The sequence below is a fragment of the Mesorhizobium album genome (assembly GCF_033977205.1).
Taxonomy (GTDB): Bacteria; Pseudomonadota; Alphaproteobacteria; order Rhizobiales; family Rhizobiaceae; genus Mesorhizobium; species Mesorhizobium album.
The window spans coordinates 1-23129 of sequence record NZ_JAVIIW010000069.1 but is presented as its reverse complement, the minus strand read 5'-3'; the positions used below and the strand labels follow the sequence as shown (position 1 = coordinate 23129).

Genomic DNA, 23129 nt, shown 5'->3' with positions numbered 1-23129 from the left:
ATCTGCTGCCCTTCAACTTCGCCAAAGCCGCCGCAGCCTGACCCGACGCGTCCGTCTGAAAGCGATCGGTTGTTGCAAGGGCCGTCAACCTGCAGGGAAAATAGCGCTTACGTTGGACAAGCCATTTGTGATGGCCGATCTCGCGATTGCGATATTGCAATTCGCCAAACACGATAACGCTGACGACGATGTCGGTCGCCTGCCCCTCAACCGGGTCGTTCGGCTGATCAGTCCACTTCTTGTGCGTCGGTTGCGTACTGTGGCTCTTGATCTCCACTGTCATAGCTGCCGACGCTGGCCTGTTCGCATCGCTCTCGTGCCGCCAGCCATACCTGCTGATTCCAGGGTGGTCCGCGCTTAACGACACTGCCAGCTCGCCAACGATCACTTCGAAGTCGTCTGGATCCTTCTTGCGAGCAATAACGTTCATGCCGTAGCGCTGGAAGGCCATAAACAGCCCGGACAGCAGTCGCAGGCGCCGCCTTTCGAATGGGAAATCGAACAAGGGACCATTTGACAGCGAAACGTATTTCGCACGCAATTGCTCCTGTCGGCGACTTTCGTCTTCCTGCAGTAGGCGAGCTATCTGATGATGCGCGCGGTCGAGGTTTCGAGGAATGCTCACCGCACCGACGAGCTTCCTCACTCTCTGCGTCAGCTCTTCTTCGCTCTCAGCGAATTCTGGCGGCGGAGGTATGTCGATCTCATCCAGGTTCGGGGGAGCTGAATATCTATCCCAATATGTGCGCCCGGTCCGGATGATTTCCGGCATACCGAATCCTCGGACTGGCAAAGGCTCGACCCGAGGCTTGTATCCGGCCTCGACCCGCGCCCAGTAGCCTCGCGGCGGAAGCGGAATATTGTGCTTGCGGCACAGCTTGGCGAAGGCAACGTCGGAGATGCCGTATTCCGAAGCTACGGCTCGGACAGGTCTCGACCACACCAGCTGATGGAGTTCTTGACGGCTGAAGGATCGCGACATTTCACCAACCTTGCATGGACGACGATGCGAGTATCTGGGGAGAGAGGACAGGATGAGCATCCGCCGGAATCCATCGCAAGTGGACCACATCGAATCCTGGTAGGCCCAAGCAGTTCGGTATCGGCCAAATTTGCTCTCCCCGTCGTGCGTCTATTCGAATATGTAGGATCCGGGTTGTGTGGGCTTCGTTATGCCGATGAGATCAGGACGTTGGACGGCGGTGAGCCAGTCCGCCTTCGAATGGGAGCGAGACGCGCTGGATTTCCTGCGCGAGCATCTGCCTGATCATGAGCCCTGGCGCGCTTGGTCGAACTTCGAGTTCATCGACGATGAAGGTCGCGTAAACGAGGTCGACGTTCTCGTGCTCACGCCTGTTGGATTAGTCCTCATCGAAGTGAAATCGCGCCCGGGCACATTGCGCGGCGATGCCTACAGTTGGACCTGGACAACGGAAGGGCGTCAGGTCACGACCGATAATCCTCTGCCTCTAGCTAACCGGAAGGCGAAACGACTCGCCTCGGTGCTTCGCCGACAGGAGGCGCTCGGTAGAGGCTCGTCACGCGCGGCGCCTTGGATCGAGCCGCTCATTTTTCTCTCCGCGGTTCGCAAGAACCCTGTTCTCGATCCTGGTACCGAGAAGCGGGTTGTTCTGCGCGGCAGCCCGGGTGCACCTGATGACGTCGGTGTCATTGGAACCCTCCTCCAAGCGCACGAGCTTGGCCTCGCACGTCGAGGCACGCCCGACATTGCCGTAACTCGGTCATGGATTCGAGCCATCGAGCAGGCAGGGATTCGAGCGCCTGGGCGCGGCCGTCGCGTCGGCGACTACGAACTCGGCCAGCTCCTGGGAGAGGGAGAAAACTGGCAGGATTTCGCTGCCCGCCATGCGGCCACTGGCGTGAATAGACGGGTTCGCATTTATCCGTATGCGCGTGCCGCAACCCCGGAAGCTCGTGACCGCTTGGCACGCACTGCGCAGAGGGAGTTCCGAGTTCTGGAGGGCGTAGAGCACGCTGGCATTCAGGGTGTGCGCGACTACCGCGAGGCGGAACTCGGCCCAGCGCTCATTTTCGAGCACGACCCCAACGCTGTGCGACTGGATAGGTACCTGGCCCAGAAGGTTGGCGGACTGTCGCTCGCCCAGCGTTTGGCTCTTATCCGGCAGCTTGGCGAAGCAATGGCCTACGCTCATGGCAAACGCATCTACCACCGCGGGTTAGCGCCTCAGAGTATCCTTGTGCGTGATCCAGAAGGCGACACCCCTCGGCTCCAGATCACCAACTGGCAGGTGGCGAGCCGAGGCGGAGGAACAAGCGCTGGAACCGGCGTGACTTCTGGAACTCAACACATTGAGGATCACCTCGCTGACCCCGCCAAGGCCTATTTGGCTCCTGAAGCTATTGCAGGTGGAGACGAAAGTGCAGCGCGAGCTGACGTATTCGCCCTCGGTGCTATCGCCTATCATATCCTCACCGGGCGAGCGCCGGTGACCAATCCATTGGATCTGCCGACCAGCCTGCGGGAGGGCAACGGTCTTCTCATCTCCAGTGCCATGAATGGCGCGGGGCGGTGGCTCGAGGAAATGGTGCGCGTCTCTACCGCGCCAGTCGTTCGCGATCGTCCTCGGGACGCGCGTGAATTCCTTGACTATCTTGCCGAGGCGGAAAAGGAGGCGCTCCCCGCGGAGCCGATGCCCGCAGTCACGGTCGATCCGGCGATCGCTGGACCTGGGGACCTTCTCGATGGCGGCCTGACTGTTAAACGTCGTCTCGGCCGGGGCGGCAGCGCTGATGTCCTCCTTGTCCAGCAAGAGGGGAGCGACGAGGAGCTGGTGCTCAAAGTTGCGTTAGACGACGCTCACGCCGACCGCATCCGTGCCGAAGCGGATGTTCTTCGTCGTCTCCACCATCAGAACATCGTCCGCTTTGTCGCAGAAGTAGAGACCTCCGGCCGCCCGGCAATCCTAATGGAGCGCGCTGGAGACAAGACACTTGCCCAATGGATTCGCGGTGGCGATCCGCTCTCTCTCGACCTGATGCGCCGCTTTGGCGAACATCTGCTGTCAGCGATCGAGCACCTCGAGCAGGAGGGTATTGCTCACCGTGACATTAAGCCGGACAACATCGGGATCTCGAAGACTCCCGGAAGCGGTGCTTATCGCCTGGTCCTTTTCGACTGTTCACTTTCGCGTGCACCGGTCGAAACCATCACAGCAGGGACCCGCCCATACCTCGAGCCATTCCTGCCGGATCGCAAGCCTCCTCGCTGGGACTTGCATGCAGAACGGTACGCGGCTGCCGTAACTCTCCACGAAATGCTGGCTGGCGCACCTCCCTCCTTCGGTGACGGTCTGACCGATCCGCGACTGACAGACGACGAGGCGACAATTGCCGTCGACCGGCTCGACCCGTCACTCCGCGATGGCCTTGCGGCCTTCTTCTCGCGTGCCTTGCGGCGTGATCCGGCCGAACGTTTCGGGAATTCGGAGGAGATGCTTCGCGCCTGGCGAGAGGCTTTCGCGCCCCTGGACCGAGCCCAATCCCCTGAAGACAGCATCGAGCTAATTGCTCGGCGGCTCGACCGCTCCAGCAATATCGCCGAGGTCGGCTATGGGGTCGAGGCCCGCGCAGTGCTCGATCAGATGGGCATCCACACTGTTCACCAACTCCTCGGTGTTCCGCGCCTCAAATTCCGTTATCTCACCGGGGTTGGCGACCGCATCCGCCGAGAAATTCGCGAGCGGGCAAAACGGCTGGCGCAGCTCCGGCCCGACCTTGTCCCGGGTGGGCCCACGGAAGACGAGCGTGGGCGCGCAAGCGTGGATCGGCTTGCTGAGCAGCTACTGCCGCGCCGCCCCGCCGGGGATGAGCGGCAGGAGGACAGAATTCTTGCCTACTACCTCGGCATCGACGATGACGCGCCGGCTTGGCCAAGTGCGGGCGATGTTGCCGCCGCCGTCGGAACCGCCCGGAGTGGAGTGGCGGATGCACTCGAAGCCGCGCGGGATCGCTGGCATAAGAGCGCCGATCTAAACAATGTGCGCGGCGATATCGACGCCTTGTTGGCATCCGCAGGCGGTGTCGCGACCGCAGACGAGTTGGCCGCACAACTCCTTGCTACACGAGGGTCTGTGGAAGACGACCCGCGGCAACGATCCCGCCGATCGCGGGCCGTAGTTCGTGCCGCAGTGGAGTTGGAAACCTCTGTATCGCCAGTTCGCTTCGCCGCCCATGTCGAATCGCCTGGTGCAATGCTGATCGCGACATTGCCTGAGGCAGCAGAATATGCCCGCCGGCTCGCTCGGGTGGTCGACGCCCTTGCGGCAGAGGATCCGCTGCCGAGTCCTGGTCGTGTTGAGGAGGAGCTTGGGGTCGTGCCCGTTCCAGAGGGGGCCGGGCCGCTCACGGCAGAGCGCCGCCTGAGGCTCGCCGTTGCCGCTTCAAGAGGCGCGGCTCTATCCGCGCGAGGCGAGCTCTACCCGCGCGGCATGCCTGCCATTACGGCCCTTCGGCTTTCGCTTGGCGCACTCGCCGGCCCAGAAGTCCTGCGAGAAGATCAGGTCCGGGCACGCGTTCGCGGTCGCTTCCCGGAAGCCTCTCCGCTTCCGCCACGACCAGAACTCGACACTTTGCTGGACCAAGTCGATGCAGGCCGTATCTGGCGCGAGCCAGCCGGGGGCGAGGCGGGCTACCACGCGCGTACTGTGTCGAACACCGGCACCGGCACGATGACGATCATCCGCCAGCCGACGTTCGCTCCGGCTGCGGAGGCAACGCCTGAAGTCCTGAATGCAAGGGCAATCGAGGACAAGATCGCGTACGCTGCCGAACGAGGAATCTTCCTTGCGTTGACGGTCGAGCCGCGACGCGCACGCGATGCGGAAGTCGAGCTGCTTCGCCGCTTCCCTCGTCAGGCCGTCAGCCTTGAGCGCTTGATGCTCCGGTCGATGCGGACGGAGGCGGAGGCGCGGCGAGTGCAGTGGCCTAAAGCTTTGGCAGCTGACGCGGCCTCTCGCGACAGCACTGACTTCAAGAACCTCCTTCGTCTCGCCTCTAAGGCGGCGGTGCGGGTGAAAGAGGATGTCCTCGCGCTGCGCACGCCGACACTTCTGACCCAGCCTGGCCTTGTCGCACGTTACGACCTCATGGAAATGCTCGTGGCCTTTTCCCAGGCCTCCGGCACGGCAGGTGGGCCTCCAAGCATATGGCTGTTGATTCCACAGGCTGAACAGGGGATGCCACAGATCGATGGCGCAGTCCTGCCCGTCATCTCTGCAGCGAATTGGACCAGGCTCACGGAATCCTGGCTGGCGAATGCCCATAGGGCGGGCGGCGGCCGCAGCGCAGCCTAGCCGCAGCCATCTCGGTGACGTATAGCGTGCTAAACTTTGGCGATAAGGATTCGTCCCGATCGATCGCAAACTTGGCGATCCAAGAAGAAGCAAGTAGGGAGACAGTTGGACGATGGTCGATGCGGGGCGGCTACTCGGGGACCTGAAAAAACTCAGGAAGAGACTCGAAGAAGACCTAAGGCACTACCACGCCGCGTCCGCTGGACGTGCAGCCATGGAAGCGGAGTGGCGGGAGGCGCGGGAGACGAAGCGCACCGCCGACACCTTCGAGACGTTCTTCAGTGCGGCAGTGGACCAGTCAGCAGTGCACTGGATTCTCGCGCTGGTGTTCCTCCGCTTCCTGGAAGACAACCGTCTGCTCGACCGCCCCATCATCGCCGGTCCGGGCGAGCGGCTGGATCTGGCGATGCTCCGCCAGCGGGATTGGTTCCGGTCGAGGCCGGAGGACAGCGATGCCGAGTATCTTCTGGCAGTGTTCGGCGAGGTTGCTCTCCTGCCGGGGCTGGCCGGCTTGTTCGATCCTTCACACAACCCTCTGTTTCGTCTGCCTGTTTCAGGCGACGGGGCGATCGCGTTGTTCGAGTTCTTTCGTCAGCGCTCACTAGAGACCGGCGAGCTGCTCCACGATTTCACCGATCCGGACTGGAACACACGTTTCCTCGGCGACCTGTACCAGGACCTTTCGGAGGAGGCGCGCAAGCGCTTTGCCTTGTTGCAGACGCCGGAATTCGTGGAGGAATGGATCCTTTCCCGCACGCTTCATCCTGCAATCAGGGAGTTCGGGTATGAAGAAGTTCGGATGATAGATCCGACCTGCGGATCGGGGCACTTCTTGCTCGGCGGCTTCAGGCGGATGCTGGAGGAGTGGCAGCGACATGCGCCGGAAATGCCGCCCGCAGCACAGGCGCAGCGGGCTTTGGACGCTGTGGCCGGCGTGGACTTGAATCCTTTTGCGGTCGAGATCGCCCGCTTCCGGCTATTGGTGGCTGCGCTCCGGGCTGCAGGTGACACACGCCTCGCCGCCGCGCCGGATTTCCACTTCCAGCTGGCAACGGGCGACAGTCTGCTGCATGGACGTCACTTCTTCCTGCAAGAACTCGGCGGCACGAGCGAAGGCTTCCGGCGCACCATGCACCACCACTACACCGCGGAGGACACCGAAGCGCTCGACACGGTCTTGGGACGCCAGTACCACGCCGTCGTGGGCAATCCGCCGTATATCACGCCGAAGGATGCAGCGATGCGCGATGCCTATCGCGATATATACCATAGCTGCCATATGAAATACGGCCTTGGCGCGCCGTTTACCGAGCGTTTCTTCGACCTAGCACAGGAGGGGACGCGAGACCGCTCGGCAGGTTTCATTGGGCTGATCGTCGCAAACAGCTTCATGAAGCGAGAATTCGGCAAAAAGCTGATCGAGGACGTGCTGCCGAAGCTCGATGTTACCCATGTCGTCGATTGCTCCGGCGCTTATATTCCGGGCCATGGGACGCCGACCGTGATCCTGTTCGGGCGCAATCGCGCACCGGTGACGTCGGTGGTGCGGACTGTGCGTGGAGTACGGGGCGAGCCCTCAGCACCCGATAACCCAGGAAAAGGGTTGGTCTGGTCGGCCATCGTCGCGCAGACTGATCTGGACAAGTCCGAGAGTGCGTTCATCAGCACCGAGGACTCACCGCGCGAGTCGCTGGCGCGGCATCCCTGGAACATGGGGGGTGGGGGCACGGCCGAAGTGCAAGAGGCAATCGTCGAGAACAGACCGACGCTGACGTCGCTGCAACCGCAGATCGGTTTCGCGAGCTTTCCCGGTGCAGACGATCTGTTCATGGCGCCAGCTCAAGCGTTTGTCCGAGTCGGTGTCGCGAGAACACTCATCAAGCAGATAATCATTGGCGAGCACGTGCGTGACTACTCGATCGTAGTCGGCGACTCAGCCATCGTCCCATACGGGCCTGACAGGACGTTGCTTCCCCTCGCTGGTCTTGGCAAAGCAGAGCGATTGTTGTGGAAGTATCGGACGACGCTGGCAGGTATCGTGTCGTTCGGGGGTAAAACCAAAGCAGACCTCGGCGAGCCCTGGTGGGGCTGGTATAGATGGGTGGCGGAACGCTATCGAACACCCCTTGCCATCACATTTGCCTTCGTCGCTACGCACAACCATTTCGTACTCGACCGCGGTGGCAAGGTGTTCAAGCAGTCGGCGCCGGTTATCAAGCTTCCGGCGAACGCCTCCGAGGCCGATCATCTCGGCCTGCTAGGCCTCCTTAACTCCTCTACTGCTTGCTTTTGGATGAAGCAGGTTTTTCACAATAAGGGATCTACTGTCGATGACCGTGGCGCCCGACAAAGAACCGATCCCTTCGAGGATTTCTACGAGTATACAGGAACGGGACTGCAGAAGTTTCCGGTTGCAGATGAACGTCCCGTTGAACTGGCGGGCGCTCTCGATGTTGCTGCCCAGCGGTTTGGAGATAAGCTACCCAGTACACTCTGCGTCCGCGCCATTCCGACGCGAGAGGTATTGGATGCAGCGCGTACCGAGGCCGAAGGCGCGCGAGGCTGCATGATAGCGCTGCAAGAGGAACTGGACTGGCACTGTTACCGCCTATATGGCCTCCTCCATGACTCATTAGAACATCCCAGCCCGCCACCTCTGCGCCCTGGCGACCGCGCCTTCGAGATCGTTATGGCGCGCCGTATGGCCGTCGGCCAACTCAAGACCGCATGGTTCGAGCGTCACGGCTCAACGCCTATCACCGAGCTGCCAGCCCACTGGCCGGCGGATTACCGTGCCATCGTCGAGCGCCGGATCGCCCTCATCGAATCCGATCTTACCATCGGCCTCATCGAGCGCCCCGAGTACAAGCGCCGCTGGCAGTCTGAGCCGTGGGAGAAAATGGAACAAAATGCGCTCCGCGCCTGGCTTCTCGATCGGCTGGAGGATCCGCGCTTCTGGTCCGCCGGCGATCCGCGGATCCTCTCCACGCAGGCACTAGCAGACGCTGCTCGACACGACCCCGATTTCCTCGCGGTCTCGGCGCTCTACACCGGCCGCACTGCCTTCGACCTGGATGCGCTCGTGGCAGAGCTGGCTGGAAGTGAGTCCGTGCCCTTCCTCGCTAGCCTCCGTTATACAGCAACGGGTCTACGCAAGCACGCTGACTGGGAGGCGACCTGGGAGAACCAACGTGAGGAGGACACTATCGACGCCGCAGTGGAGGCCCGCCGCGACGAGTTCCTCCGTACGGGATGGGGCCAAATGAACCCGCGCTACGACGGCGAAAGCGCAGACGACTTCGCCAAGCGTATGACTGATGGTCTTGGTGCGGAGGATGTGCGCAAGGCGGCAGAAACGGCGATCGCAAAGGAAACGAAGCGGCGCAAGGCAGCGGAAATTGGAGACATTCCCGTGCCTCCGAAGTACAAGAATTCCGATTTCCAATCTCAGGACTACTGGCGACTGCGCGGAGGCCTCGACGTATCAAAGGAGCGCTTCGTCTCCTTCCCGCATTGTGCCCGTGATGCGGACCCAAGCTTCCCAATCCTCTGGGCCGGCTACGATCATCTTGCACAGGCCCGAGCGATTGCAGCCTGGTACGTTGAACGCAAGGATGTCGACGGGTGGCCAAAGGAGCGACTGACACCATTGCTCGCAGGCCTGCTGGAGCTCGTTCCCTGGGTACGCCAATGGCATAACGAAATCGATATCGAAATGGGACTTCGCATGGGGGATTTCTTTCAGGGATACGTTGAAGAGCAAGCGCGTGAGCTCGGCCTCACGTTGGGCGACCTGCGCTCGTGGGCTCCACCGGCGCGGGTGCGCGGTCGCGGACGGAGGGCCACAGCATGAGCGACACACGTCCCTTGCTGCGTGACCTGATCCATATCCCGGAGAGGGTGCAGACCAACGATTTTGTCCTGAAGCTATCGGAGGGGGTGACTGACGCTGCAGCCACGCAGACGATCAGAAACTACGTTGTAACCCCCCAGCTCGCGAAAGCCTTCAATGAAGCGCTTGGATTTGTCCGTGGCAGCGTCGAGAGCGGCCGCAGTGCAGCCTGCTACCTCGACGGCTCGTTCGGATCCGGCAAATCGCACTTCATGGCAGTGCTGGACCTGCTGCTGGCTGGAAATGTGAAGGCCCGCAGCATAGCCGAGCTTGCGGAGGTCGTTACTCGCCATGAGCCTATTCTGAACGATCGGCGCTTCCTGATGGTACCTTACCATATGATCGGGGCGCGGGACGTCGAGACCGCAATCCTCGGTGGGTATGCCGACCACGTCAGGCGGCTACATCCCGATGCGCCGGTGCCAGGATTCTATCTGGGGGAGAAGCTTTTCGAGGATGCGCGGCGCCTGCGCACAACTATGGGTGACGATGCCTTCTTTGCAAAGCTCAACGAGGGGAAAGAAGGAGGTGGAGACGGCTGGGGGGATCTCGGTTCCGAATGGGATTCCATTTCCTTCGAATCGGCTGCAGCAGAGTCTCCGGAAGGAGAGGAGCGCCAGCGCCTCGTCGGCGATCTGATCGGCACCTACTTCTCAAGCTACGCAGATGTGGCCGCCACCAGAGGCGAAGCATTCCTGGACCTCGACCGCGGATTGGTGGTGATTAGCCAGCACGCCAAGCGACTCGGATACGATGCTGTCGTGCTGTTCCTTGACGAGCTCATCCTGTGGCTCGCGACGCGCGCCGGAGACGTGGACTTCGTTTCAAACGAAGGATCAAAACTCTCGAAGCTGGTGGAGGCGCAAAGGTCGGAGCGCCCGGTCCCCATCATCTCCTTCGTGGCCCGCCAGCGTGACCTGCGCGAGCTCATAGGTGATCACCATGCCGGTGCACTCGAGGTTCGGTTCCTTGACACGCTCAAGCACTGGGAAGCGCGCTTCGACAAAGTGAAACTGGAGGATCGAAACCTACCGGTCATCGTCGAGAAGCGCCTGCTGGCGCCTGTGAGCGAGGCGGCCCGTCAGGAGATCGACGCTGAATTCGACCGGGTCATGCGTCAGCGGCAGCAAGTGCTGGATACCTTGCTCGGCTCCGATGGCGAGCGTGATCTGTTCCGGAAAGTCTACCCCTTTAGTCCAGCACTCGTGCAGGCACTGATCGCGGCCTCTTCAGTCCTTCAACGAGAACGGACCGCACTGAAGCTGATGCTGACGCTGCTCGTGAACAAGCGGGGAGAGTTATGGCTTGGCAACCTAATTCCTGTGGGCGACCTGTGGGACGAGATTGCCACTGGCGACCAGCCCTTTTCCGAGGGCATGCGGATACAGTTCGAAAACGCCAAGAAGCTCTGGAACCAAAAGCTGCAGCCCTTGCTGGAGCAGGAACACAATATAGCCTGGCAAGAGCTGCAGGACGGACGAGCCGACCCCCAGGTGAAGCGCCGTTTCGAAAACGATGCACGCATCTTGAAGACTTTGCTGCTCGCCGCTCTCGTTCCGGAGGTTCCCGCATTGCGGGCGCTCACGGCGCCCAGGCTGGCAGCCCTGAACCATGGCACAGTAGTGTCACCGGTCCCCGGAGGCGAGGGCGGTATCGTACTGCAAAAACTTCGAAGCTGGGCATCGCGGGTTGGCGAAATCCGGATCAGCGAGGACCAGGTTCCTACCGTCTCGCTGCAGATAACTGGTGTTGACGTCGAGCCAATCCTGGCGAACGCAGCCCAGGCCGACAATGACGGGACGCGCCGTAGCAAGCTGCAGCGAATCCTATTCGACATGCTGGGGATTGCAGCCGACAATACCCTGCTCAGTGCGCAACCCTTCCAGTCCTATGACCACCTCTGGCGTGGCACACACCGTGAAGTGGACCTTTATTTCGAGGTGGTCAGGGAGCTGAGCTACGACCGCCTTCGCGGGCGCGGATCGCCCGTGCTGGTGTTGGGTATGCCCTTCGATCCGAAAGGTCGGTCGCCTGCGGACCATCTGGCCCATGCCCGCAATTTCAATGAGGAGAACGCCTCCGGCGGTATTGTCTGGCAGCCTTCTCATCTGAGTGACCGGGCGATGAAGGATCTCGGGACGCTGGTCCGGATCGACTTCCTCCTCGCTGGCGCAGGTGATCGGCTCACTGAAGCGGCTCGGCACCTGTCGGCAAGCGACAGGGAACAGGCGCGCGCCATTCTTCGCAGTCAGCAAAGTGCACTGCATCAGCGGATACGGGCCTGTCTCGAGGCTGCCTATGGCATTCGGCCCGACAATGATGGTTGCGTTGGAGCCCCAGTGCCGCCTGAGGATCGACTCGTCTCTCTCGACGGGACGTTTCGACCGCAGATGCCGGTCGGCGCCGATATGAAATCAGCTGTCTCGGCTTTGCTCGATCGCTACTTCGAGCACCGATTCCCAGATCATCCTCAGTTTGAAGGCGAGGCTCGCGATACGGTGCTCAAGCGTGTGCTGGAGCGGGTACGGCAGGCTGCCGGCGAGCCGAACCAGCGGGTGTTGATCGATGACCATTCCGACCGAAAGCACCTCAGCGCAATCGCGGTGCCGCTAAAGCTGGGCGTGATGAGCCAAACCCATCTTCAGCTGTCGCCTCATTGGGCCGAGCATTTTGCCAGGCAGCATGCCCGAGCAGGTGGCGGACCATTTACCGTCGGTCGGCTTCGCGAATGGATGGACGAACCGCGGCCGACGGGGCTGCAGCCAAAGCTGCAGAACCTAGTGATCCTAGCGTTTGCGGCCCAAGCCGATAGGGCGCTGGTCAGGAACGGTGCTCCTGCCCAAGTCTCATTGGATCGGATCGACGATGCAGTGGAGTTGAAAGAAGAGGCACTCCCAAACGAAGCGACCTGGAATAAGGCCCGCGAGAGGGCCTCTGCGCTGTTTGGCCTAGTGCCGGGAGAAATCCGGAAAGGGGCCACGGTTGAGCGCTTGGCGATCGATCTGAAGGCCAAAGCCAGCGAAAAGCGTGGCTATCTCACCGAGTTGCTGCGAGACCTGAGGCCCCACGCAGACGCGCTGGGAGTCCCTCTGACGACAGAGCGGCTCGTTACAATCCGCGCCACTCAAGCGGTTGTCAGCGAACTGGTCGCCGCAGCCGATCCGCTTGCCACGATTGAGAGTCTCGCCGGCGCGACATTGGAAACGAGCGAGGCAGCGGTGTCGCGACTGCTGGCTGGCGTCGAGGACCTGCGCGGGGCTGTGTCGGCCGCACCCTGGGATATCATCCAGACTGCACTGAACCTCAGTGACCATCGTCGAGCGGCAGCCGAAGGGTTGCGCGAGAAGTTGGCCGAGGCAATGGAAGCGGACGAGCATGTGGCGCCGCTGAGGCCCGTACTTCGGGACGTCCAAACGCGCGCAACAAGACTTCTCGCAGAAACGAAGCCTAATACCGAGGCTCCAACAGTTTCCCCGCCCCCACCGCCGCCGGCGGATGAGGAAGTCCTAGACGAGCGGCCGCAGACGGTGCTCGATGCTGCTGAAGCTAGCTCCACACTCGACAAACTGCGGGAACGCCTGGCCGCCGAACCGGACAGCAAACTGACGATCGCCTGGAGGCTGACTCGGCCCCGAGTTGGAGGTAACGATTGAGTCCTCTGCTCGCGCCCGACCTTCCCGAAATCGAGCGCGCGCTCGATAGCCTTCTGCAGAAGTACACAGGCGCGCGAATCCTTGCAATGCGTTCGCCCATCCGACGGGCCTGGCCTGAGTATGTGGAGCGTGGCGGTTGCAGATTTCGCATAGAATGGTGCCCGTCCGAGCTTGAGGTTCGGGAACGGCTCGATGAAGCAGAAGGAAACGACAGCGGCGGGCTCATCGTACTGACCCCGCTCGACGCGGCAACCTTGGGCGACGATGTCGTGGCTCGCTTCCCTCATGCTCGCCTGGAACAGTCCGACCGTTGGTCGGCCCTGCGAGGCGCCTTCCGCGCCAGCAAAGTGGATCCTAGGCTCCGCGCATACGGCTGGCTGGCGGACCTCCTCCTGGAGCATTCTCCTGTCGGCGGGTACCCACCGGCTGCAGGGGGCATTCTCGATCTGGAGAGTGCATGGCGGGCGGTATTTGACGATGTACTCGGGATTGCCGACGGCCGCACTGATGCAGCCGCGCTGCTCGACTGGACCTTGGATGGCTCAAATCTAGACCGATTTGCCCGTTTTTCGGAACAGGCGCAAAGCGCGGTGGCCGAGCGCGTTTCGAGTGAGGGCGGCCCTGCAGCAGGACTGGTGCTCGCGGCAGCCGCGGCCGGACGTGGTGCCGATGCCCTCCCGATCGCGTTGGCCTGCGGCGTAGTGTTCGCTGACCAGAACCCCGATCAAGTCTTGCGCGAGGCTGCAATACGCCTGGAGCCTTTGGTTGGTGGTGCGCAGGTGAATCCTGAGGCAGCCCATATCTTGGCCGAGGCGGGGCGCCGCGTGCTCGACCGACTGCCCCGGGAGTCATCCGGAACTGCTGCAGCGATCGAATCGCGCGCTGCCTCCATACTGACGATGATACGCGCGGAGTCGTTCGCGGCTCTCAGCCAGGCACTTCAGATCGGCCTTGATGCGCGCATTCGAGATGCGGCTGTTGCGATTCTTCATGCTGTTGAAACCCGGCTTGCCGATGACGTCCAGACGGCTTGGCAGCTCACACGTCGCGCCGATCGTCACGACAGGGCTGGAAATAACCGAACGCGAGTCGATCGGCTTTTGATGGCCGTCCGCCTCTTGAGCTGGCTCGCGGGACGACCCAACGCTCCATCTTGGCGCAGCATCTCGGAAGCCTCAGCAGCATACTTTAAGGATAGCGCTTTCGTCGATCGTGCTCGGCACACCATCCGGTCCGGCGATCCGCTTCCTGATGTGTCAGCGATCTATTCTCGGCTAGGCGAAGCGGTCACTGCGCTGCGAGAAGAGGAAAACCGCGCTTTCGCGGTGACCCTTCGAGAGTGGAATTCCGGCGGCTCAGTAGGCGACACACCTTTGCCAGTCGAGCGGATTCTCTCCAGTGTTGTCGCTCCCATGGCAAAGGAAGCTCCCGTACTGTTGCTCGTTCTTGACGGCCTCAGTCTCGCTGTCTGGCGCGCTCTTGCCGAGACAATTGTTGGGTTTGGCTGGTCAGAGCTAGTGCCGACACAAGGTCCGATTATTGCTGCCGCGGTCCTGCCATCGGTGACAGCCGTGTCGCGTACTAGCCTGCTCTGTGGATCATTGAGGCAAGGTGACCAAGCGGTTGAGCGAGCTGGCTTCGCGACCAATGGATCACTGGTCGCAGCTTCGCGATCGGGCTATCCGCCGCGTCTGTTTCACAAAGCCGACATCGGGGCCGGGCCAGAGCTCGGTGAGGAGATCAGAGCGGCCGTTGCCGATCCACAACGGCGTATCGTTGGTGTCGTCCACAACGCTGTAGATGCCCAACTGTCCGGAAGCGACCAAGTAGACCTCGCATGGACAGCGGAGGGCCTTCGACAGGTGGCTGCGCTTCTCCACGTCGCTCGGAGCGCAGGGCGCACTCTCATCGTGACGAGCGATCACGGACATATCCTTGACGAAGCAACTGTGCAGCTCAGCGGCGACTCGGGCAGTCGGTGGCGATCGGCAGGTACGCCGCCGAGTGATCTGGAGGTCGCTCTAGCAGGCGGACGGATCCTATCGCCTAGTGGCGAGAAAGCGATCGTCGCGGCGTGGAGTGAACGAGTGCGGTTCGGGGCACGACGGAGCGGCTATCATGGCGGAGCCAGCCCTCAGGAGGTTCTTGTGCCCGTCGCTGTGTACACAGCCGGTGCCGCGCCCGGTGGCTGGTCAGAAGCACCATCGCCAGAACCCTCCTGGTGGCGTGGAACGAGCGAAGATGTTTCGCAGTTGGGTGTCGCTGCAGTGGTAGTCCCGCCACCTTCCCGGCGGCGGCAAGCAGTATCGCGACAAGCTGACTTGTTTGCACAGGAACGGACAGAGGATACCCGAAGGCCACTCCAAACGCCCGTCGAGTTGGCTTGGCTGGACGACTTGTTCGCCTCGGAAACCTTTTCCGCACAGCGACGCCTCGCTGGTCGTGGCGCACCGCAGGATGACCAGGTGCGAGGACTAATCAGCGCTCTTGCCGCGCGAGGTGGACGAATGACACGCGTTGGGTTGTCCCAAGCGCTTGGGATGCCTGCGTTCCGAATTGCGGGCCTCATCAGTGCAGCACGCCGGGTTCTCAACCTCGACCAGGCTCAGGTTCTTAGAGAGGAGGCCGACGACGTTGTTCTCAACGAGCCGGTCCTGAAAGCACAGTTCCATCTGGGAGATGGCCGTTGATTGGCGCGGAGAGGCGGGCGGCGATACTCGACGCGCTGCGTCGTGGAACCGTGCCGCGCGAAGGCCTGAGCGCCTTTGCAGTCGGAATGGACCGTTTCGAGGCCGCCCTTGATGCAGACCTGGCGGCAGTTGCCAGTGGGCGCGCCGGCTTCAAGGCTGTGCGCGGCGAGTATGGCTCGGGAAAGACCTTTATGGCGCGCTGGATCCAAGAGCGCTCACGCGTTGCGGGCTTCGCGACATCAGAGGTCCAGATCAATGAGACCGAAACGCCGCTGCACCGTTGGGAGACCGTGTATCGGCGCCTGGTCGAGCGCCTTGCCACCTCCGATACACACGATGGAGCTCTGCGGCCAACAGTCGATGCCTGGTTTTATACGCTCGAGGAGGACATCCTGGCCGAGGGCCGGATCGAGGCAACCGACGTTGAAGCGCTGGCCTCGGCCACCGAGGCGCTCATGGAGCGCCGGCTAGCTGCGATCGCCCGCACCGCGCCGGCCTTTTCAGCTGTCCTTCGAGCCTATCGTCGCGCCCTGATCGCAGAGGACTCCGCCCTTTCGGAGGGCCTTATTGCATGGCTTGGCGGTCAACCCAACGTGGCAGCAGCTGTAAAGCGCGCCGCCGGTGTTAAGGGCGACCTCGACTCCTTCGGAGCAATGCACTTTCTCGCGGGCCTGCTGACCGTTCTCCGCGATAGCGGGAGGTCGGGGCTCATCCTCGTCCTCGATGAGGCCGAAACGCTTCAGCGTATGCGCGCCGATACTCGCGAGAAAGGACTCAATGCTCTGCGTCAGTTGATCGACGAACTCGACGCGGGACGCTATCCGGGTCTGTATCTCGTTATCACCGGCACGACGGCCTTCTTCGAGGGACCGCAGGGCGTGCAACGGCTGCCGCCACTCGCACAGAGGCTCCACACCGACTTTGCCACCGAGGCTCGGTTCGACAACCCACGCGCCGTCCAGATTCGCCTGCAAGGCTTTGACCTCGATTCGCTTGCCGCTGTCGGTCGCCGTGTACGTGATTTGTTTGCCGAAGGGGCACACGATCCGTCCAGGATCGTTGCGTTGGTCGACGACAACTATCTCGTTGACCTCGCGCGCGGCATTGCAGGACGACTCGGCGGTCGCGCAGGAGTCGCGCCACGGCTGTATCTACGCAAGCTCGTAGCCGAGGTGCTAGACCGCGTTGACCAGTTTTCGGATTTCGATCCCCGCCGTCACTACGCTCCGACCGTCAATGAGCGAGAGATGACCTCTGCCGAGCGTGCAGCGGCCGGAGCTAGCGATGTGGACGAAGTCGAGTTCGACTCGTGACGGCAGCTTTCGACGCTCTCCATCCAGCTCTGCGCTACCATATCGTCAGTACCCTTGGCTGGCCGGACCTTCGCCCCACACAGGCCGAAGCCGCTGCGCCTGTCATGGCAGGCGAAAACGTCCTGCTTCTTGCACCTACCGCCGGTGGGAAGACGGAGGCAGCGATATTCCCATTGCTGTCGCGATTAGTGGCGGAAGGCTGGCGAGGGCTTTCCGTCCTCTACGTGTGTCCACTCAAGGCGCTTCTGAACAATCTCGCGCCACGCCTCGAGCGCTACGCGGGATTCCTGGGCCTGCGGGTCGGCGTTTGGCACGGCGATGTCGGAGACTCAGCGCGCAGGCGCATGCTGCGCGACCAGCCCGAACTGCTACTCACGACGCCCGAGTCGATAGAAGCCATGATGATCTCGGCGCGCTTAGACCATACTGACTTTCTCCAGAACGTCCGTGCTGTCGTCGTCGATGAGCTTCATGCCTTTGCAGGCGATGATCGGGGTTGGCACTTGCTATTCCTTATGGCGCGGCTCAACCGCTTAACGGGACGCCGCCTGCAACGCATCGGGCTGACCGCCACCGTTGGAAACCCTGAAGAGCTGCTGCATTGGTTCACCTCGGACCAAGGAGGGCGCGTCGTAGGTGAGGCGCATCCGGCGACTGGCGGCGATGTGACCGCTGATCACGTCGGCTCCGTCAGCAATGCTGTAACCGTTATCGCTCATCTTCATCGTGGCGAGCGTCGACTCGTATTTGCGGACAGCCGGACTCGTGTCGAAGAGGTCGCGGCAGGACTGCGAGCCGCCGGAGTAAGAACATTCGTCTCGCATGCCTCTTTGTCACTCGATGAGCGACGGCGAGCCGAAGCCGCCTTTGCCGAGGAACCGGACTGCGTCATCGTGGCTACCTCAACGCTCGAGCTTGGCCTCGATGTTGGCGACCTGGATCGAGTTATCCAGATTGGAGCTCCGCCGGGGGTGGCTTCCTTCCTGCAGCGAATGGGACGTACTGGACGTAGGAGCGGATCCACAAGGAACTGCCTCTTCCTCGCGACGGACGATGAGGAGCTGCTCACCTGCCTGGCGTTGACCACCCTCTGGCGCGAAGGACTGGTCGAAAAGGTAGTCCCACCACCACGACCATCGCATCTATTCGCGCAGCAGATCATGGCCCTTACGCTCCAATCAAGTGGCCTCGCGCGACCGGATATCGGTACCTGGCTCGGCAAACTCGTTGACGTTGTTCCGGAGGATGAGCGGCTCGCTATCTTGGACCACATGCTCGCATTCGGAATTCTTGCCGAGGATGCGGGGGTCCTTGGGCTCGGACCCAGAGGAGAGCGGGAGTTCGGGAGGCGTCATTTCAGCGACCTCGTTGCGGCCTTCAGCGAACCTCTCCTTCTATCAGTGCGTCACGGGCTAACAGATTTGGGTACCGTGCATCCTGCGAGTCTGGTTCCAAGGGGCACCGGCGATCGCCCGGTGCTCTCGCTCGGTGGCAGGGGCTGGGTGGTTGTCGATGTTGACTGGCGACGCAGGGCGGTCTCCGTGGTGCCCGCTGAAGTCTCTGGCCGTTCCCGGTGGCTCGGCTCCAGCCGCGCCATGACGGAGGGTGTCTGTAGGATGATGGAGCGTATCGTGGCTGGGGTTGAGCCTGCGTGCAGGGTTTCGCGTCGTGCTGGGGAGGCTCTCGTTCAGATACGGGATCGCCTTGCCTTCGTTGACGGAGACTCGCTTCCCATTGTGCGGGACAGCGCGGATCGAGCCGTTATCTGGGCGTTTGCCGGCGGCGCAGCGACGTCATCGATCGCAGCGGGTTTGACCGAGCGGGGTCTCACGGTTGTTGGTTTCGACGATCTCACCATCACGTTGCGAACCAGCAATCTGGAGCACGTCGCCCAAGGGCTGCGCGATATCGATCCGACATCTGTCCATCCAAAGCTGCCTTATGACCTTGGATCATCGCTCAAATTTGGGCTTTGCCTGCCATCTGAGGTAATCGAGGACGTGTTAGCGGCAAGGACCAGCGATACTGGGGCCGTGGCGGCGACCTATCGACGGCCTCTGCGGTTGATCAGTGCGTGATGAGAGAGACACCTGTCACGGCGAGTCGCCTCCTGGCTTCTTGTATCAGCAGATTTGCGAGCCAGGAGCCAGGGATGGTTGAAATCATGGAAAACAATGTCCAAAACGCTGAGCCCGCTTGCGCGGTGACGATTGTTGATCGGCGTTCGTAGCGGTCTTCGATGATCCGATGATCTCAAGCACATCACGCCGCTCCAGCCACCGTCGTCTAGGAGACCGCTATGCAGATCGCCCGCTCCGAACTCTACCGTCTTGTGTGTGCGAAGCCTCTTAGCAAACTCGCGGCGGAGTTTGGTATCTGGAGCACCGCTCTCTCCACCACCATCGAAAACTTTGTCGGCTTGTGAACCGTCTTGCCCGCTCCAGATGTAACCAGCCGCTTGCCGTATTGGGCCGGACTAACGCCCATCCGCCTTTGGAGAGCGAGCGCCTCATCCTCGAATGGACTGGTTATAGAAACTAAGAATTAAACTCCTAATATCGTCGGCGGAGAGCGAACCTGAGCCTGCTATCTCCCTGGAAATCCTATCAAGCTCTTCTGTGCTTGGTCGGAAGCTGACAGCGACGGAGCGGCCAGACGGTGCACCGCGCTCGGCGACCATATCGGCAGTGCCCTCACCGACCTGACTCCGCCGTCTACGAGCTGACTCTTGCCTCAACACATCTACTATAAACCGCGATAGAGACAGATCGTTCTCTTGAGCAAGTTCTTGCAACCCCGCTTTAACGGCCTCAGGCAAGCGAAGCTGGATCTCCCTCACCTCCTTAAATGGTTCAGCAGAACCCTCGATTCTGGAAATAGCTCCTTCAAGGGAACTCGTCTTGGCCTCTTCACTCCATCTCGCTACGGCCTCAAGATAGAGTTCAAAAGCTTCATCTGCGAAGGGTGCCACGCCTCTAATCCCGAATGCACCTATATGCTCCTGGTAGAATATGTGCGTGTTTGACGCGCTATGATAATACTTCGACACCCGGGTAGTCGCTAATTTCCGTACCTCAGCCTGTAGCTTAGACCGGTTCGGCTTCATCGGCATCGGCGAGCTCCACGATTGACACTGCTAATTTAGAATAGCATCCTTTGCCCATTCTGGCAATCATGGTCTCGCAGGTTTGCGAGAGCCGGGGACCCCAAGGCCGGCGCGCGGGGACGGGTAATGTTAACCAAGCTCAAAGTTGACGCGAACCTCGCGACGTCGGTATGCGAGATCGAAATGAGTAAGCCTATAGCGGTAGCCATACCGGATAAGGATCCTGTTGAGTTCTACCAAGCGGGTTATCATAAGACACAATTGATAAGTGAGCTTAGAGATAACTTTCGTGACTTCGGCGTGCTTCTTGATCAAGCCAAGATATTTGCATCGGGTGTTTTTGGACTGTTGGTACTAAAAAATGCGGTTGACGTCACCGACGTGACGGGAGCACCGCAAGATATGGTTGACAGAACGCTACCCCCGGCTTGGCACAGAATTGCGAATGCGGTGACGGTGCTAATTGAATCCTTAGAGTTGGATCTTGTTTCTTACCTGTGCGAAAATGGAGGGGAACCGTATGTGCATCTCTCCCCCCAAAAGGGCGACCATCAAGGTGCCGACAAATCTCGCGACGGAATGAGGGGACATACCGACGGGATAATATTCCCGCCAAATGTTGTTGAGCGGTATCACCCTCACTTCCCACCAGGTCCAGACGCCGTCGTGCTCACGGGGATTCGAAATCCGGATGCGGTCAAAACGAATATCGCCCTGATGAGTCGCATTGTCCGGAAACTTGAGAGACCTACGATATACACACTTATGGAGAAGAAATTTCGTTTTTACCCGCAGAGTTCATTCACCGTTCCCGCGGAGTTTCTGGATGAGGAAGCTCACCTTGACGAGCAGTCTGTCATTGAGCAAAGCCCAAATGGGTTCCGAATAAGGTTTAGCAATTCCTCAATCCAAGCGATGCCCGGAGATGCTGAAGCGGAAAAAGCTCTGGACGAACTTAAGCGGGCGGTCGCCGATTGCTATACAGGTGTATCGATTGAACCAGGTGACGTGATACTGGTTAATAATAACACGGCGATCCATGGCAGATCCCCGGTTGGCATGCCCGGCAACGAAAATGAGAAGCGATGGCTGCTGCGAACCTACGCCCAAATCGTGCGGCCTGCGAAGTATTGTTTGGATAAGTCCAAGCCTTTTGCTCTTTGCATTTGCTCCTGAGGAGGATCAATATGACTTCATCTGGTCCACTGGTTGGAAGCAGCTTTTACTATCGCGACAACGGTGAACCAATTGTGTTTTCTTCCGGGAAAGGGGGTTACGTAATTGATGATCGCGGTGATCAATACATTGACTTTATTCTAGGAGTAGGCCCGGTAGTGATTGGGCACGGAGATGAGGAGTTCAACGAAACTGTTTGCCGATACTGCAGCAAGGGCGTGAATCTTCCAAGCTACGCGGACGTTCATTATGAATATGCGGACCAACTCATGGCTGGAAGCCCTGGTGGGCATAAGGTGATTGTCTTCACCAAGACTGCTTCGGAAGCTGTGGCGTTCGGGCTGCGGCTTGCGGCCATAGAAACTGGAAAGCTGGGCGTAATTCGCTGCGGCTATCTTGGACAAGCGGATGTCGCCATCGGAAAAAGTATAAGATGGCATGAACCGCTGCATTCTGGGTTGCGGCTGGGTCAGAAGTTGAAATTCGGTTGTCGAGGAATAGGCTCTGATGAGCCGGTGTTTGATTGGACGGATTTGGATCTCGAGACCCTTGCTGATTTGATAGACGGTAATAATCGGGTTATTGGAGCCCTCGCGATTGATGCACAGCAGTTTGTATTTATAGGCGAGGACAAGTTTGCGGGTATCCTCGCATGCCTAGACGGAAGAAACATAAAACTGCTAATCGATGAAACGAAGACCGCTGGCCGACATGGGCCAAGGGGCTATTTTGACAGTTTTGGTGCTAAGATCGATTATTCGGTGCTCGGTAAGGCAATTGGAAATGGAGCACCAATAGCTGCGTTGACCGGGGACGGGGGAAAAATCGAGTTATATCGCACGGCTAAGATAGGCGGGACGCACTCGAAGGAAGTTTACGGGGCGGCAGCCGGTCTTGCGACGCTAGAAATTATGCAGGCGCGGAATGGGTACGCCAAGCTACCTCGCATTGTCGAGAACGTCTGTGGCAGCTTTAACGATGCAATAGCGGCTGCAAACTTGGAAAAATTGATCGAGGTGCGATCCGGCTTGGGTTCTACAATTTTCGAACTGATTTTCAGCGAGCCACTATTGGACGATAGTGCTCGCCGTGCATCCGTTCAGAAATCCCTGCAGAGGTCGGGAATCCTGGTAATGGAAGGTCATTGCTCATTTGCATGCTTAGCGCACGAGCTGTTAGAGCCGACTGAATTGCTAGAGCGCACAAAACGCGCGCTGATCGAGTGCAAGGATTGGGCATCGGCTTAAAATTCGTGGCGCATACTGTTGCGCGTGGCGTTTGGAAGTAGCTCACGCGCACTGGTATCACCCGCCACCGAGGTGCCGATGAGAGTCATGCTTGGGCTAGGCGTCCGGTCCTGATCTTCAATTGAGAAATTCAGTTGGACGTGGCATACTGGAGGGTAAAAGGGGGAGGAATGTGCGCGATCCAGTTGAGAGATTAGATGCCGACGATTTCTTTGAGCGGCAGAGGTTACGCGAGCAGCTGGCGTCACTTCGTCAAGAGAAGGCGTCAGAAGCTGGCACTAACAAGCGAATGCTAGATCGCCGTATAGCGGACGTCGAAGCGCGAATAGCCGAACTAACGAAGCGCCTCCCGTCTTCCTTGCGTTAGGTCGTGCAGCTTCGGCTCGCTCTAACTCTGATATATAGCAGCGCGCCAGGTCGCTCGCTCTGCAGTGCTGGCGGTCCTGCATACAACACGGCGAGGCGTTGCGCGGGTAAAGGGCGGCCAACGAAGTGACTTGATAACCACTACATGCACCAGTCCTGCACCCAGCTAGTTCCTAGAGATCACAGCTAGACGTCATGTTCTGGGGCTGAGATCGGTGGCCCGCCCTTTCGTGCGATTAAAAGACGAGGGTTGCTCGGATGGGCCGAGCCGATCCTCACGCACGGAGGGCGAGCCATGGGAGAGTATAGCGAAGCATTTGTTGCGTTTGATGTAGCCAAGAAGAAGCACGCGG

General features: G+C 60.3%; 10 protein-coding genes and 1 pseudogene. 9 read left to right on the top strand and 2 right to left on the bottom strand.

Annotated elements, in window-relative coordinates; translation table 11 throughout:
• Nucleotides 1–982: pseudogene (locus RFN28_RS32555) on the bottom strand (hypothetical protein); the annotation flags it as partial.
• Nucleotides 983–1172: 190 nt separating this feature from the next.
• Between RFN28_RS32555 and pglW the strand changes: the two are divergent.
• The 7 genes from pglW (at nt 1173) to RFN28_RS32520 (ending at nt 19306) form a co-directional block, all read left to right on the top strand.
• Nucleotides 1173–5333, top strand: coding sequence for a BREX system serine/threonine kinase PglW (pglW, locus tag RFN28_RS32550; RefSeq protein WP_320291260.1), 4161 nt, complete (start codon nt 1173–1175; stop codon nt 5331–5333).
• 112 nt (nt 5334–5445) lie between these two features.
• Nucleotides 5446–9186 carry a BREX-2 system adenine-specific DNA-methyltransferase PglX gene (pglX, locus tag RFN28_RS32545; RefSeq protein ID WP_320291259.1) on the top strand — a complete coding sequence of 1247 codons (3741 nt, stop codon included), beginning with the start codon at nt 5446–5448 and terminating at the stop codon, nt 9184–9186.
• Nucleotides 9183–12878, top strand: a complete 3696-nt coding sequence (locus tag RFN28_RS32540; protein ID WP_320291258.1) for a DUF6079 family protein — start codon at nt 9183–9185, stop codon at nt 12876–12878. Before pglX ends, RFN28_RS32540 begins: the two co-directional genes overlap by 4 nt.
• Complete coding sequence (gene pglZ, locus RFN28_RS32535; RefSeq protein WP_320291257.1) at nt 12875–15568, top strand: BREX-2 system phosphatase PglZ; 2694 nt, start codon at nt 12875–12877, stop codon at nt 15566–15568. The genes RFN28_RS32540 and pglZ overlap by 4 nt, the downstream gene beginning before the upstream one ends.
• Entirely contained in the window at nt 15565–16881 is a 1317-nt protein-coding gene (gene brxD, locus RFN28_RS32530) for a BREX system ATP-binding protein BrxD (RefSeq protein ID WP_320291256.1), read from the top strand. Before pglZ ends, brxD begins: the two co-directional genes overlap by 4 nt.
• Nucleotides 16878–18959, top strand: a complete 2082-nt coding sequence (locus tag RFN28_RS32525) for a DEAD/DEAH box helicase (RefSeq protein WP_320291255.1) — start codon at nt 16878–16880, stop codon at nt 18957–18959. Before brxD ends, RFN28_RS32525 begins: the two co-directional genes overlap by 4 nt.
• Nucleotides 18960–19180: 221 nt before the next feature.
• Nucleotides 19181–19306 carry a hypothetical protein gene (locus RFN28_RS32520; RefSeq protein ID WP_320291254.1) on the top strand — a complete coding sequence of 42 codons (126 nt, stop codon included), beginning with the start codon at nt 19181–19183 and terminating at the stop codon, nt 19304–19306.
• An 84-nt stretch (nt 19307–19390) separates the two neighbouring features.
• On the opposite strand, the gene RFN28_RS32515 is transcribed toward RFN28_RS32520, so the two are convergent.
• On the bottom strand, nt 19391–19993 hold the full coding sequence (locus RFN28_RS32515) for a hypothetical protein (protein WP_320291253.1): 603 nt from the start codon (nt 19991–19993) through the stop codon (nt 19391–19393).
• A gap of 120 nt (nt 19994–20113) precedes the next feature.
• Here RFN28_RS32515 and RFN28_RS32510 point away from each other — a divergent pair, with 120 nt between their 5' ends.
• The gene (locus tag RFN28_RS32510) at nt 20114–21163 is read left to right on the top strand and encodes a TauD/TfdA family dioxygenase (RefSeq protein ID WP_320291252.1); all 1050 of its coding nucleotides are present in this window, start codon (nt 20114–20116) and stop codon (nt 21161–21163) included.
• A gap of 11 nt (nt 21164–21174) precedes the next feature.
• On the top strand, nt 21175–22410 hold the full coding sequence (locus tag RFN28_RS32505) for an aminotransferase class III-fold pyridoxal phosphate-dependent enzyme (RefSeq protein WP_320291251.1): 1236 nt from the start codon (nt 21175–21177) through the stop codon (nt 22408–22410).
• Nucleotides 22411–23129: the final 719 nt, after the last annotated feature.

Bases quoted from the DNA above. Each gene is read 5' to 3' on its own strand.
- RFN28_RS32520 (WP_320291254.1), top strand. From the start codon at position 19,181: ATGCAGATCGCCCGCTCCGAACTCTACCGTCTTGTGTGTGCGAAGCCT.
- RFN28_RS32510 (WP_320291252.1), top strand. From the start codon at position 20,114: ATGTTAACCAAGCTCAAAGTTGACGCGAACCTCGCGACGTCGGTATGC.
- RFN28_RS32540 (WP_320291258.1), top strand. From the start codon at position 9,183: ATGAGCGACACACGTCCCTTGCTGCGTGACCTGATCCATATCCCGGAG.
- RFN28_RS32505 (WP_320291251.1), top strand. From the start codon at position 21,175: ATGACTTCATCTGGTCCACTGGTTGGAAGCAGCTTTTACTATCGCGAC.
- pglW (WP_320291260.1), top strand. From the start codon at position 1,173: ATGCCGATGAGATCAGGACGTTGGACGGCGGTGAGCCAGTCCGCCTTC.
- pglX (WP_320291259.1), top strand. From the start codon at position 5,446: ATGGTCGATGCGGGGCGGCTACTCGGGGACCTGAAAAAACTCAGGAAG.
- RFN28_RS32515 (WP_320291253.1), bottom strand. From the start codon at position 19,993: ATGCCGATGAAGCCGAACCGGTCTAAGCTACAGGCTGAGGTACGGAAA.